Here is a 13,203-nt window from a genome sequence, read left to right as displayed (position 1 = left end):
AGAACTGAACCGAGCGGTACTGTATCTGGCGAAAACCCCCGACGTCAAACCAAAAGTCTGTATCCCGCACAGGCATATTTCGCTGGAAGCGCGGGTTTTTATGAGTAAGAGGCTGTTGGCATGGTCACTAGACCAAGCGGTATAGTTCCGCCGGTATCAACCGCGTCGCGGCCCGCTCATCGCCCTTTTTTGACCTCTTGACCCATGGACAAGGACAAACTCAGCCCCATCCTGGACGCCGCGTCGTCGGTGTTCCTGCGCCATGGGTTCACGGCGGCCACCACCGACATGATCCAGCGCGAGGCCGGCGTCTCGAAGGCGACCCTCTACGCCAACTTCGCCGGCAAGGAAGCCCTGTTTGCGGCGGTGATTGAACGGCAATGCACTCGGCTGGCAGACGCCGTTCAGGCCATCGAGCCCGTCCCGGGCAATCTGGCCAAGACACTCACCGCCCTGGGCCGGGCCTATCTGGAGATCGTGCTCTCCCCCGGTGGGCTGGCGTTGTTCCGGGTGGTGGTGGCGGAAGCTCCCCGCTTTCCGGAACTGGCGCGCCATTTCTATCTGCGCGGCCCGCGCTTGATGGCCGCCGCCGTGGTGGAGCGGCTCACAGTGGCCGTCCAGCAGGGGGAAATTGACGTGCAAGCCATCGGCCTGGATGCTGCCGCCAGCATCTTTGTGGCGCTGGTGCGCAGCGAAGGCCAGTTGGAGTGCCTGACCCACCCGGCCGCGCGTCCCTCTGAAATTCAGCTGGACACCTGGGTCCGCCTGGCGGTGGAGACCTTCCTGGCTGCCTATGGGACCCAGCCACGGGCCTGACGCAGCCAGGCCGAAGCGAGGGAGCCGGAGAACCTCTCAAGCCACTCTTGAAACGCTGATGAAACGCCTGTCTGTCACATTAACGAACAACAGGCATGAGGACGCCTGTGGCTATCTCAGGATGAGGGCCGGCGTGCTCGACGTGGCGCCGGTTGTCTGAGTCATTTTGGTTCGGTTCAATTTTTCTCTTGCTTCCCCGCAAGTGTTACGCCCTGGCTTTGGCCGGGGCGTCCTTTTTTGTGGCGGGGATACGTCCTTCAGGCGGCGGCCAGCCAGCCTTGGTGGGACAGCGCCCCCAAGTCTTCAATCAGACGTTCGAAATCAAAAGCCTTGTCGTAGAAGGCATCAGCGCCCCGGCTCATGACCTGCGGACCGAAAACATAACGGTCTTCCGCGCTCAACACATAGATCTTGCCCCGGAAGCCGCCCTGGCGGATACGGCTGATCGCCGAGAGGCCCGTGCCGGCGGTGATGGAGAGGTCCACCAGCACGACATCCGGGTGGTTCAAGGCCACGGTGGCGACTGCCGCGCTCTCGCAATCCGCCTGCCCCACCACGGTGATGCCGGGCTCCTGCTGGAGGCGGCAGACCATCAGGCGGCGCAGCATCGCGCAATCTTCGATCAGAACGACTTTCATGGTTTGGCTCCCTTGATGTGTTCATGATCGTCGTTGGGTGGGGAAATTTCGATGGGGGCCCCACCCCACCTGCTGAGAGCCATCCGGCTCACGCCTTGTAGGTGTTTTACCGAGGCAGCAGGACCGGCCGGCCATTCGCCGTTCACCCGACGTCCACCCGGGGTTCAGTGCCTGCGCCAGCAGCCACATCCGACAGCCGTTCAGCGTTGGCGCAGCGCCTCCACCATGGCGCGCACGGCAAGCATCTGCGGCGCGGCTTTGGTGGTGTGCAGTGAGGTCGACGGGAACACCCGGGTATAGCCCCAGAAGTCCCAGCAGCCCCTGGGGTTGTAGCGGTAGCCCACCAGCGGTGTGCCGGTATCCACCGGCAGCACCTGCGGGTAGAGCACGACCAGGCGGCTGGCGGCCGCCCAGCGGTTGTAGCCCGCCCTCTGCACGAAGCTGCTGCCCACCGGTTGGCCTTGCGGATCCAGCGCGTCCCGGGACTGCCGGCAGCCATGGAAGACCACATGCAGCGCGCAGGGGGCCTGGCCTGCCTTGCACGCCGTCGGCACGTAGACATAGCCGGTGTCGGCCAGGCCGGTGTATTCAAGGTTGTGAAGATAGGGCCGTTGGTCAAATTCCTGCAGCTCGCCGTTGGCGGCATCGCCGGCCGAGGTTCGGCCGGGATAGAGCCAGGTCAACAGGTCGCCGGCCGCGTCGACGCCACAATCATTCAGGTAAGGCGGTTCGGACAGGCCGCAGGCGACAGCGCCAGGCACATCCACCACCGGCAAGCCGTGGCCGGCGCTCGCCTTCTGCGTGCTCTTGACCTGGCTGGCAGGGACATGCATGCCCTCGCTATAGAAGAGCGCCACCGCCTGCACATTGCCTGGCGGCACGGTGTGATCCTTCTGGCCACGGAACAGCCAGACGCGTTGCTTCTTCAGCTCCTCCAGCGGGTCGATCAGGTCCACACCCGCCTTGCCACGGGCGCGCTGGGTGGCCTGAAACGCCAGCACCGAAGGCGTGGTGGGGTTGCAAACCTCCGTCACGCAGGAGCAGTTGGTGGTGGCCAGGTCGATGCGGCCTTGCGCGCAGTCCCAGGGGCCGCCGGCCACCACCCCCACGCCCACCACCTCGCGCGAAAACGCGACAGCGTACTGGGCAGCCATGTAGGCGCCCGAGGACAGGCCGGAGACGGTGATGCCGGGTTCGAGGTGGAGCGCCGGCAACGGTCCGGCGGCATGGCTCGCCGGGCTGTTGGCCATCACCAATGTGGTCAGCAGCATGACCCCCGCCACGCGCAGATGCCTGCGGATGGACAGGGTGACCCGCGAGCGGATCGTGGGCAAGGTCGGCAAGGTCGGCCACCCCACACGGGCGGGTTGAGTCATTGACGGCTCCTGGCTGGCGGATGCGGCAATGTAGCCATCCGGGGCCCAGGCGCGCATCCTGATGGCTGAGGACGCCAGCGCATGTGTCGTCGGCACCCTGGCGCGGCGCTTGCCGGAAGCATTCAAAACACGCGCCAGAAAAGAACATGACATAGATGGCTGACACGATGTAAATCTGGCCGGAAACACCACTCAGTTGTCTCGCTCCCTCGCCATCGCTCTCGCTAGACTGCCTGCCATTCTCTTAATGAAGTGTCCGACTCATGAGCCTCACTACCCCCACCGCGCCTGTTCAACGTCTGCCGCGCCCCGCGGCTGCGGCCCTGTCGGCATTGACCCTCGTCGCAGCTGCGGCCGCCCTCACCGCCTGCGGGGGTGGTGACGGTGCCTACACAGTGGGTGGCTCGGTCAGCGGCCTCACGGCCAGCGGCCTGGTGCTGTCCAACGGCAGTGAAACGGTCAGCGTGGCCGCCAACGCCACCAGCTTTGCCTTCACCACCACCGTGAGCGGCAGCTACACGGTGAGCATCAGCTCGCAGCCGGTGGGCCAGACCTGCTCGCTGAGCAATGCCAGCGGCACGGCTTCGTCCAACATCACCAATGTGGTGGCCACCTGCCGCAATTACCTGGCCCTGAGTGCCAACCAGTCAAGCGCCAACATCACCAGCTTCGCGGTGGGCACGACGGGTGCGCTCACCAGCAGCGCCACCACCAGCACGGGCAGCTTGCAGGCTGCCGGCCTGGCCATCACGTCGGATGGCAAGTACGCCTACGCTTCGTACCGCGAGAACGGCACCGTCACCGCCTACAGCGTGTCCAGCACGGGTGTGCTGACGTCGGTGGGCACGGCTGCGGCCGTGGCCGACAGCCGTGGCCTGGCGGTGAGCCCGGGCAACAGCTATGTCTATGTGACCAACTATTCCGACAAGTCGGTGTCGCAGTTCTCCATCGGCAGCAATGGTGCGCTGACGGCGCTGGGCACGGCCAAGGTGGGCACCGGCAGCACGCCGATGGCCGTGGTGGTGACACCCAATGGCAGCTATGCCTATGTGAGCAACCAGGGCGACAACACGGTGTCGCAGTTCTCGGTGGGCAGCGGTGGCGCCCTGACCGCCCTGAGCACCGCCACGGTGAGCACGGGCAGCGGCACGCAGCCGCAAGCGCTGGCCGTGAGCCCGGACAGCAAGTACCTGTATGTGACGCTGAAGGGCACCGGCAAGGTGGCCCAATACACGATCGGCAGCACCGGCGCGCTGACGGCCTCGTCGCCCGCCAGCGTGAGCGCCGGCACGGCACCGTCGGCCATCGCGCTGACGCCGGCAGGCAACTGCGCGTACGTGGCCAACACGAGTGACGCCACGCTGTCGCAATACATCATCACGAGCGGCCTGCTGACGCCGCTGGCGTCGGCCACCATCGGCGCCAGCGCCAATGTGAGCGCCGTGGCGGTGTCGCCGGATGGCGCGCATGTATACGCCACCAATGGCGGTGACGGCACGATCACGTCCTACACCGTGGGCTCGGCTTGCGCCCTGACCTTCCTGGGCACGGTCACGACAGGTGCGACGCCGGCGGCTATCGTGGTGCGCTGACGTCTGGCGCATGGCCAACAGCAGGACGGGGCCCGGTTCAATCCGGGCCCCGTTTTTCATGGTGCGGCGAAAAATGCCGCTCGCGTTCGCGCCGTGCCTTGGCGGCGACCTCATTCCGGTTCGATCTTCGCCGCCTTGATGACGTCGCCCCAACGCTTGATCTCACCCACCAGGAGCTTCTGCGCCTGCTCCGGTGATCCGGACTCGAGCCGCATCCCCAGCTTCTCCAGCTTGCTGCTCACCGCCGCTGAGGCCACGGCTTCGCGGATGACCTGGTTGAGACGCTGCACGACAGGCGCGGGGGTGCCGGCCGGAACGGCGATGGCGTTCCAGGACGTGACGTTGTAGGTGGTCAGGCCGACCTGCTGGAGCGTGGGCACGTCGGGGAGCGCTGGGTTGCGTTGGGTGCCGGTGACGGCCAGGGCTTTGACCACACCCGCCTGCAGCTGCGAAAGCATGGGGCCGCAGATCTCGAGGGCCAGATCAATCTCGCCACTGCGCAAGGCCATGAGCACGGCGGATGAGCTCTTGTAGGGGACGGTGAGGAATTCGGCGCCGCTGACCGTCTCCAGCAGCTTGCTGGCCAGATGCTGGGTGGTGCCCACAGCGATGGTGCCGAGCTTGAGTTGGCCAGGATGGGCCTTGGCAAACTGGAGCGCTTGCTGAGCGGTGGCGAAGCGGGAGTTGCTGGCGGCGAAAAGAGCCAGGTCGAAGAAGCCCAGCGTGGAGACGGGGACAATGTCCTTGGTGGTGTTGTAGGGGAGCTTCTTGAAGAGGCCCACCGCCACGGCATTGCTGTTGCTGAGCAGGAGCAAGGTGTGGCCGTCAGGCTTGGCACCCGCCACAGCCTGGGTGGCAACGATGCTGCCCGCGCTCGGGCGGTTGTCCACCACGATGGGTTGGCCCAGCAGCTTGGCCATGGCCTCAGCCACCGTGCGCGCGGTGTTGTCAGCAATGCCAGCGGGAGAGAACGGGACGATGAGCGTGATCGGGCGTGTTGGGAACTTCTCCTGGGCGTAGGAGAAGCCGGGAGTGAGCAAGGACACAGCGCCCGCGGCTGCAGTGCCGATCAGTTGGCGCCTCTGTTTGTCTATGGGTGTCGGGGGGCGCCCCTTCCCCCATCGAGAACTCCCTCCGTCCATACCCATGCCCATACCCGTGCGTATGAATGGTCCTGTGCCGGTGTCCGTGTCGGCGTCCGTTCCGCTGTCCTTGTCTGTGGTGCGCGGCGATTTCATGCTTCGTCTCCTGTTATTTTCAGAACCATTCGTGCCCCGAGGCTGCGCAGATTCTGTGAATACAGCAGACTTTAGCCAAGCGCTCCAGGCAGCTAGCTGTTATGCCATCTCAGCATGCGTAAATATACTGATCAATGCCGCATCGGCATGGGATACCAGGACACCGTGGCATCCAGGCATTGCGGCACTAGCGGCAGCGGCAGCCTCAGCCGAAGAGCTTCGTCGTGACCCACATGATGGCGGCGCCGCCGACGACCAACCAGATGAACAGCAGCGTGGCCAACCACAGCGGCCGAGGCCCGGATTGCATGACCGCGCGAACCTGCGTGCCCAAGCCCAGCGCCGCCATGGCCATGGCGAGCAGCAAGGTGTCCAGGTCAGACACGTCTGCCGCCACAGCGGCAGGCAACGCCCACCGGGAGTTCAGCAGCACCACGCCGATGAACGCAAAGGCGAACCAAGGCACGGCCACACCCTCTCCGCTCGCCCCGCGGTCGCGGAACGTCGTCCCCCTGCCCCGCCGGGCCAGCCAGACACCAAGGCTCAGCAGGCACGGTGCCAGCATCATGACGCGGACCATCTTGGCCATCACAGCAGCATCCGCCGCCTCTGCACCCATGGCCCGGCCCGCCACCACCACCTGGGCCACTTCATGAATGGTGGCGCCGGTGTAGAGCCCGAAGCCATGAGGGCCGCCAGGAATCAGCGCCACCTGCTGGTTCCAGTGATAGAGCACGGGGTAAAGCAACATGGACAGCGTGCCAAAAACCACCACCGTGGCAATGGCCGGCGCCACCTGCTCGCTGCGCGCCTTGACGACCGGTGCAGCCGCCATCACCGCCGCCGCACCGCAGATGGCACTGCCAGCACCGATCAGCAGCGCCAACTCGCGGTCCAGCCTCAGCCAGCGGGTGCCAAGCCAGGCGCCCAGCCCCAAGGTGGAAACCACCACCAAGGCATCCGCCAACACTCCCGCCAGCCCCATGTGCCCAATGTCCTGCACCGTGAGCTTCAGGCCATACAGCACGATGCCCAGCCGCAGCAGGGTCTGCCGCGTGAATTGCACCCCCGGGTCGGCAGCTGCCGCCAACGGTCGGTAGACCGTGTGGCCCGCCACCATGCCGATAACGATGGCCAGCGTCAGCGCGCTCAGACCATGGGCCTGCATCCAAGGCAGCCGGCTCAACAAGAACGCCAGACCCGCCAGGAGCAGGCACAAGGCCAGGCCCGGCAGCACACGCCGCACCCTGGGCCAGCTCGGAGAAAGAAACGGAAAGACGGAAACACTGGCGGAGGAGGACATGGGGACTGCTGGAAACCAACGCGGCCCGAACCGCTGGGCTGCGCACAGTCGGCAATCTATCGAGCCTGCAGTTGCCGGTCCAACAGGTTATTTGCGTAATATCGATCTACCGGATAGTTATAAGGAGACAATCGCCGCATGGATGTCCTGCGCCTCACTCTCCGCCAGTTGCAGATCTTTGTCGCCGTCGCCCACAGCGGCAGCACCACGGCGGCCAGCAGCGAGATCGCGCTGTCGCAATCCGCCACGAGTTCGGCGGTGAACGAGTTGGAGCGGCTGCTGTCGCTGCGGCTGTTCGACCGCGCGGGCAAACGCCTGCTGCTGAACGACAACGGCCGCGCCCTGCTGCCCCGTGCGCAGGCCATGCTGGACGCGGCCGCCGGCATCGAGCAGATGGCGCGGGAGGGCAGTGACCAGTTGCAGTCGCTGCGCATCGGCGCCAGCACCACCCTGGGCAACTATGTGCTGCCGCGCCTGCTGGCGCAGTTCCTGGCGGCGCAGCCGCCACGCTCGGCAGACGCCTGGCGCTCACGCGTGGTGATCGGCAACACCGCAGCGGTGTGCGACGCCGTGGCGGCGTTTGATCTGGATGTGGGACTGATCGAAGGCCCCAGCCATCAGTCCGCGCTGGCCGTCACGCCGTGGCTCAAGGATGAGATGGTGATCGTGGCGGCGCCCGGCAGCCCACTGGCCCAGCGCAGCCAGAGTGGCAGCGGCAGCAAGGGCGGCAACAACGGTGGCGGCGAGCGCATTGCGCTTCGGGATCTGCGCGAAGAAGTCTGGCTGCTGCGCGAGCCCGGCTCCGGCACGCGGGAGTCCACCGACCAGGCGTTGCTGCCCCACCTGAACACCTACCGCCGCTGCATCGAACTCGGCAGCACCGAAGCCATCAAGCATGCCGCCGCCGAAGGCCTGGGCGTGGCCTGCCTCTCAGCCTGGGCCGTGCAGGAGGCCATCGATGCCGGCCGGCTCTGCCGCTTGTCGACCACCCTGCCCCGTCTGCTGCGGCAATGCCACCTGGTGGTCCATCGGGACAAGCAGCCCACGGCCGCACTTCGGGCCTTTGTCCAACAGTTGCAGCTTCAGCTGACTTCGATAGAGACTTAGGGAATCTCCGACACCGGCCAGCCCGGCGCAGCTAACACGAAGCACGCGCTCTACCACCTCCCGGAAGGGATAGGTTGCCGATCAGCCTCCTGGCGGATCATCGGTCAAAAGCCCTAAGCTCCAGGCATTCTTACCCGCCTCATCTACTGCCATGCCTGTCGACACCTGCCACCACCTTCGCTCCGCCCTGCTGGACCTGCACCGCACGCTTGTGGATCTCGAACGGCGGGACTATGAAAAGCGCAACGGCCCCCAAGGGGCCGGTGACTTCCTGCAGGTAATGGCCTATTCGGACGACATGCGCTGGCTGGACCCGCTCAGCCGCCTGATCGTGATGCTGGATGAAGCCATCGACGGCAAGGGCGATGCCGACCTCACGCCGCTGGCCGTGGCTCAACGCACCCGTGAGCTGCTGGCCCTGAACCGCGAGAGCCAGGAGGCCTTCATGGCCCGCTACGTGGGGCACTTCGACGGCTCACCGGAACTGGTCGAAGCCCATGCCCGTGCCCTGTCGGCATTGAAGGCGGTGGGAACCCAGGCCCCGGCTGCCTGATCGGCACCGAGGCGAAGCCAACGCCCACCCGGGCGCCCGGCTCCGCCAGGGCCACTGCGGGTTCTTCAGCCCATGGCGACATGGGCAACGCGCAAGCTGGTTGCTCGGATGAGACGCCTCAGCGCCCTTCATCCAGAGGGAACTTCGCGCACCCCAGCCGCGACGAGATGTCCCGGCTGGCCTCCTTCAGCATGGTGACCACTTCCGGCGCCTTCTCGTCGTCATAACGGAAGGTCGGGAAGCTCACGCTCATGCCGGCCACCGGATGGCCCAGGCGGTCGAAGATGGGCACACCCAGGCAACGGATGTGGTCGTCGAATTCCTCGCGGTCTTCGCCGAAGCCCTGTGCCTTGACCCGGTCCAGTTCGGTCTGGAAGGCCGTGAGGTCGGTGATGGTCTTGTCGCGGAAACGCTTGAAGTCGGCGCCGGCCAGGATGCGCTGGCGACGGTCGGGGTGCTCCCATGCCATCAGCACCTTGCCGATCGCCGTGCAATGCAGCGGTGCACGGCGCCCCACGCGGGAATACATGCCCAGCATGTGGCGTGAATCCACCTTGTGCACGTAGATGATTTCGCTGTCGATGAGCGTGCCCAGGTGAACCGTCTCGCCGGTAGCGTCCGCCAGCATCTGCATGTGGTGCTTGGCCAGCTCGACCAGATCCGGGTATTGCAAGGCCTTGGCGCCCAGCTCGAAGGTCTTCATGGCCAGGCCGTAGCGCTCGCCATCGGACTCCTGCTGCACGTAGCCCAGCGTCTTCATGGTCTGCAGGAAACGGTAGACGGTGGCCTTGGGCATGGCCAGGCGCACCGACAGCTCGGAGATGCCGGTCTCGCTGCGCTCGGACAAGGCTTGCAGGATGGCAAAGACCTTGAGCACCGCCGCCACCGACTCGGGCTGCTGTTTGCCATCATTCAGATCGTCATCCATGCGCACTATGTCTGTTCAAAGAAGGGATTTCACCACAGCCGCCCCGCGCCCGCCCCCTGGCGAACACGGGTGGCGACCTCGGACGAGGGGGCTGGGCGCCAAGCGTACGGCGGTGTCCAACCCACTGGTTGGAGGGGCGCCAGATCAGCGCCCACCCCGTTGATGAGGGAGCCGCGGTCCTCGAACCGCTGCCCCTTGAGCACCCGCACCACCTGCCCGGGCGGCACGCCAGGCGGCAGTTCCCAGACGTTGGCTTCGCTCAGCAGTTGCGCCTCGAAGCCCACGCCCAGCGAGTAAGCATAGCCCTCAGGCTGGTCCGCATGGACGAAAAACAGGTTGTTGGCCACATGCACCTGCCCGAAACGCACGCGTGGGGTGCGCTCCTTCACGGCTTCCCACAGGTTGTGGTGCAACGTCACCCGCAGGCGGCCCCGGTCGTCCCGATGGTTGTCGCTGCCGCCGATCAGCATGGTCTTGTCGTGCTGGCGGAAGAGGTTCCAGGAGACCGTGACAAGGTCCGAGCGGCGGGTGATGTCCAGCAGGCCGTCATGGCGCTGCATTCGCTGGCCCAGCAGCGTGGGTTCGGCGCGGTCAGGCCGATGGCCATCGTCGAAGCTGCAGTGGTCCACCCACACCTGCGTCGCATCCCGCAGGGCCACGGTGTCGTATTCGGAGTTCCACTCGCCATGGCCATTGTCCTGCGGGTCCCAGGCCGGGAAATAGTCGTAGGCGTCCGAGAACCGCAGGTTGCGCAGGATGACCTGCCGCGCACGCTCCACCAGCAGTGAACCGTTGTCGAAGCCGGCATCGGGCGTGATGCCAATCACGGTGGTGTTGGCGGGCACACGCACCACCACCTGCTCGGCCTGTCGTTGGGCGGAGCGGCGGCGGGCGTCTTCCAGCGGGCCCTTGGGCTCCGAGCGGCCCCAGGTGGCGGGGTCGTAGGCCTTGGCAAACGCCGCCAGGTCGAAGGCGGGATCGCGGAAGTCCTCCATGCCGAGGCGGCGCCCGGTGGCGTCGGCGGCCAGGTCGATACGGGCAGCCAGCGCGATGATCTTGGGCCGCTCGCCCAAGGCGAGGGCCGCGTCCAGCTCGGTGCGGTTGCGGACCCAGCGGATCGCTTCCGGTGCTGCCGCCGCCCCGCCCTGGGTACCGCCGTTGGTGGAGGCCCAGCCGTCGCCGTCGGGCAGGTGCTCGAAGGCTGCTGCGGGCAACGCCTGGTTGCGGTATTCGGCCATGCGGTTGGCGGCGGCGCCTTCCAGGCTGAAGCGGCGTCGCGACGTCGAGGCCGACCACGGCGCCACATGCGGCCCCAGCAGGTTCTCGCGCACCAGCGCCTGCCCGTTGGGCACGGCGGTGCCGGGCTGCCAGGTACCGGGCGTCACGCCACGGTCCCAGGCGCGCCCCAGGCTGATGCTGGCGGGTGCCACGCCCGTCTCGGCCAGCCAGCGGCTGCGCTGGATCAGGAAGCCATAAGGCTGGTCCTGCGGCGTACTGGGCGCGATGACGTGGCCGCCGTGGCCGGGCTGACGGCGCCCGGCACGGCTGACGATCAGGCTGTCGTCAATCACCAGGGTGGCGCCACCGAAGATGAAGTCCACATCGCCACGGATCTCGCTGCGTCGCACCAGCACGCGCCCCGGCTTGCCGGCGGCCCGTTCGGCCTCGAAGGTGTCCTGGTGGCCGATAAGGCGAACCTCTTCCAATTGCAGCCGGTCGCCGCGCGTCAGCAATGCCACGGCCTGGGCGCCCCCCCGTTCGTTGGCGCCGGCGGGATAGCCCTCGCCCGCACGCACGCCTTCCATCGCGTCGTTGGCGATGGTCAGGCGCTGCAATTGGACATCGTCCGTCAGCAGGCTGACGCTGGCGCTGCCGGGGGTGCCGTAGGTCGGTGTGGCGTCGGTCGCGCCCGAAGCGGCCGGCACGGTGCGGGCGGCACTGGCGCCCAACAGACGCTGGCAGCCGTCCGGCAGCGCCACGCGGCTGACCTGCTGCGCGGCTTCTGCGCGTTCGGCGGGCGTTGCGGCCGGCGGCATCGGCTTCGCCAGGCCGTTGTAGCGCCCTTCGACGATGACGACCGCTGCGGGGTCGCCCGCGCCATAAAGGCGGAACGGCGCCTTGCCTTCGAGGCAGATGGCCTCCCGGTAGACACCGGGCCGCACCAGGATGTTGATGCGCCGCTGGCCGACCCCGGCGGCCGGCACGGCGTCCAGCGCGGCCTGAACCGTGCGATGGGTGCCGCCGCCATCGGGCGCCACGATGAAGTCCGGGCGCAGTGCGGCGGGATCGCCCAGCGGCGCAGGCAGCCAGTCCCCGAGGTACGCCGCCAGGGTCAGGTGGCCGGCCTCGGCGTCACTCAACTGAGGACGCGCCGCCCCATCCCCGGCGCCGGGCTCAGCCCCTGCAGCCATCGTCACCCCCGTGGCGGAGACCGTCATGGCGAGGGCCAGCAGCCACCGCGGCCCTGCCCGCCTGACACGCTGGAGGCACCCCGCTCGCATCACAGGTCTGCCAGATACAGCGCCGGTTCACCTTCGGCGTCTGCGCTGAACAGCACCTGGCGTTCATCCGGCGTGAAGGACGGATGCGGATGGGTGACCTGGCGGTTGCCCTTGTAGACACGCCAGCTGCTGTCGTGGCGGGCCACGACGCGCTCGGTGCCGGCCTTCATGTCGAACACATGCAGGTAGGGGTCGGTCTTGATCTGGTGGCTGCTGGTGTCGGCCACGTCGGCCGGCGAATCGCAGCCGTCGCCGATCAGCAGGCTGCCGTCGTGGTTGCTCATCAGATGCGAGCACGGCGGCATGCGCATCAGGCGGCGGGATTCCAGCGTCACCGGGTCGAGCGAGCAGATCCAACGGTCCCGCTGGCCCTTCAGGTAGGAGACATAGATCATGGAGGAGCCGTCCGGCACCCAGAACTCATGGGTGCAGCTTTCGCCGGGGTCCTGCTGGCGGCCGCAGCGGATGTGGGTCCCGTCCTCATTGACGAACCACATGCGCGCATCCACGAGGTCGTGCGGGCCTTCGTGGCAGTACGCCACGGTGGTGTCGTCAAACGGGCGGTATTGCGGGTGGCCCAGCCAGCCTTGCTGTTCCAGGATCACTTCGCGCTCGCCGGTGGCCAGGTCGATGCGGATCAGCCGGCAGCGTGGCTTGGCGTGGAACATCTGGTGGAATTTCTGCCAGTCGCTGAGCGGGAACCAGTCGCTGGCGGCGATCTCGATGCCCACCATGCGGGTGCAGGCCGAATTCGCCACCCAGGTGCCGTAGCCGACCCAGCCTTCGGGCACGCGGTAGACCACTTCCTCGCTGAGGTCGGCCAGCGCGAGGCGGATCAACTGCCGTTCGGCCCGCACGAAGTACAGGTGGCGGTCGTCGGGGCTCAGGAAGCCGCCAAAGGTGTTCTCGCCGGGTTGGTCGGTCAGCTGCAGGGCGACCTGGCTGTTCAGGTCCAGCAGGTGGTAGTTCCAACTGGTGCCTGGCCCGAACTCGGCGCCAAAGATCAGGCGGCTGCCATCGTTGGTGAAGGCCTTCTGGTAGAAGTAATTGCGATGGCAGGTGACGTCGGTGGGCGTCAGCCGCGTGACGCGGGCGCCGGTGTCGGGGTCCTGCCGGGTGGCGAATCGGAGTTGGCGTTCGGTGGCTTTCAT

11 protein-coding genes are annotated in these 13,203 nt (G+C 66.8%); 4 read left to right on the top strand and 7 right to left on the bottom strand.

Annotated elements, in window-relative coordinates; translation table 11 throughout:
* Nucleotides 1-204 precede the first annotated feature (204 nt).
* The gene (locus tag BMY53_RS16305) at nt 205-816 is read left to right on the top strand and encodes a TetR/AcrR family transcriptional regulator (protein WP_092947553.1); all 612 of its coding nucleotides are present in this window, start codon (nt 205-207) and stop codon (nt 814-816) included.
* Nucleotides 817-1,073: 257 nt separating this feature from the next.
* On the opposite strand, the gene BMY53_RS16300 is transcribed toward BMY53_RS16305, so the two are convergent.
* On the bottom strand, nt 1,074-1,454 hold the full coding sequence (locus BMY53_RS16300; RefSeq protein ID WP_092947552.1) for a response regulator: 381 nt from the start codon (nt 1,452-1,454) through the stop codon (nt 1,074-1,076).
* Between the two features lie 200 nt (nt 1,455-1,654).
* Nucleotides 1,655-2,830: an extracellular catalytic domain type 2 short-chain-length polyhydroxyalkanoate depolymerase gene (locus tag BMY53_RS16295; protein ID WP_143074102.1), complete on the bottom strand. Its 1,176-nt coding sequence runs from the start codon at nt 2,828-2,830 to the stop codon at nt 1,655-1,657.
* A gap of 263 nt (nt 2,831-3,093) precedes the next feature.
* Between BMY53_RS16295 and BMY53_RS16290 the strand changes: the two genes are divergently transcribed.
* A complete protein-coding gene (locus BMY53_RS16290) occupies nt 3,094-4,422 on the top strand; it encodes a lactonase family protein (protein WP_092947550.1) in 1,329 nt (442 codons plus the stop codon).
* Between the two features lie 110 nt (nt 4,423-4,532).
* On the opposite strand, the gene BMY53_RS16285 is transcribed toward BMY53_RS16290, so the two are convergent.
* Both BMY53_RS16285 and BMY53_RS16280 read right to left on the bottom strand, forming a co-directional pair.
* Entirely contained in the window at nt 4,533-5,468 is a 936-nt protein-coding gene (locus BMY53_RS16285; RefSeq protein ID WP_255370241.1) for a Bug family tripartite tricarboxylate transporter substrate binding protein, read from the bottom strand.
* Between the two features lie 397 nt (nt 5,469-5,865).
* Nucleotides 5,866-6,963 carry a YeiH family protein gene (locus BMY53_RS16280; protein ID WP_092947549.1) on the bottom strand — a complete coding sequence of 366 codons (1,098 nt, stop codon included), beginning with the start codon at nt 6,961-6,963 and terminating at the stop codon, nt 5,866-5,868.
* Between the two features lie 138 nt (nt 6,964-7,101).
* Between BMY53_RS16280 and BMY53_RS16275 the strand changes: the two genes are divergently transcribed.
* Nucleotides 7,102-8,070, top strand: coding sequence for a LysR family transcriptional regulator (locus tag BMY53_RS16275; protein ID WP_092947548.1), 969 nt, complete (start codon nt 7,102-7,104; stop codon nt 8,068-8,070).
* Between the two features lie 151 nt (nt 8,071-8,221).
* A complete protein-coding gene (locus BMY53_RS16270) occupies nt 8,222-8,623 on the top strand; it encodes a hypothetical protein (protein ID WP_092947547.1) in 402 nt (133 codons plus the stop codon).
* 118 nt (nt 8,624-8,741) lie between these two features.
* On the opposite strand, the gene kdgR is transcribed toward BMY53_RS16270, so the two are convergent.
* The 3 genes from kdgR to BMY53_RS16255 form a co-directional block, all read right to left on the bottom strand.
* Complete coding sequence (gene kdgR, locus BMY53_RS16265; RefSeq protein ID WP_092947546.1) at nt 8,742-9,551, bottom strand: DNA-binding transcriptional regulator KdgR; 810 nt, start codon at nt 9,549-9,551, stop codon at nt 8,742-8,744.
* Between the two features lie 29 nt (nt 9,552-9,580).
* Complete coding sequence (locus BMY53_RS16260; RefSeq protein WP_177200911.1) at nt 9,581-11,989, bottom strand: pectinesterase family protein; 2,409 nt, start codon at nt 11,987-11,989, stop codon at nt 9,581-9,583.
* Nucleotides 11,990-12,051: 62 nt separating this feature from the next.
* On the bottom strand, nt 12,052-13,203 hold the full coding sequence (locus BMY53_RS16255; RefSeq protein ID WP_092947544.1) for an oligogalacturonate lyase family protein: 1,152 nt from the start codon (nt 13,201-13,203) through the stop codon (nt 12,052-12,054).

The organism is Roseateles sp. YR242 (assembly GCF_900109745.1).
Classification (GTDB): Bacteria; Pseudomonadota; Gammaproteobacteria; order Burkholderiales; family Burkholderiaceae_C; genus Roseateles.
This window is presented reverse-complemented; position numbering and strand designations above follow the sequence as displayed.

Coding starts and splice junctions, on each gene's coding strand:
- BMY53_RS16305 (WP_092947553.1), top strand. CDS start 205: ATGGACAAGGACAAACTCAGCCCCATCCTGGACGCCGCGTCGTCGGTG.
- BMY53_RS16300 (WP_092947552.1), bottom strand. CDS start 1,454: ATGAAAGTCGTTCTGATCGAAGATTGCGCGATGCTGCGCCGCCTGATG.
- BMY53_RS16295 (WP_143074102.1), bottom strand. CDS start 2,830: ATGACTCAACCCGCCCGTGTGGGGTGGCCGACCTTGCCGACCTTGCCC.
- BMY53_RS16290 (WP_092947550.1), top strand. CDS start 3,094: ATGAGCCTCACTACCCCCACCGCGCCTGTTCAACGTCTGCCGCGCCCC.
- BMY53_RS16280 (WP_092947549.1), bottom strand. CDS start 6,963: ATGTCCTCCTCCGCCAGTGTTTCCGTCTTTCCGTTTCTTTCTCCGAGC.
- BMY53_RS16275 (WP_092947548.1), top strand. CDS start 7,102: ATGGATGTCCTGCGCCTCACTCTCCGCCAGTTGCAGATCTTTGTCGCC.
- BMY53_RS16270 (WP_092947547.1), top strand. CDS start 8,222: ATGCCTGTCGACACCTGCCACCACCTTCGCTCCGCCCTGCTGGACCTG.
- kdgR (WP_092947546.1), bottom strand. CDS start 9,551: ATGGATGACGATCTGAATGATGGCAAACAGCAGCCCGAGTCGGTGGCG.
- BMY53_RS16260 (WP_177200911.1), bottom strand. CDS start 11,989: ATGACGGTCTCCGCCACGGGGGTGACGATGGCTGCAGGGGCTGAGCCC.
- BMY53_RS16255 (WP_092947544.1), bottom strand. CDS start 13,203: ATGAAAGCCACCGAACGCCAACTCCGATTCGCCACCCGGCAGGACCCC.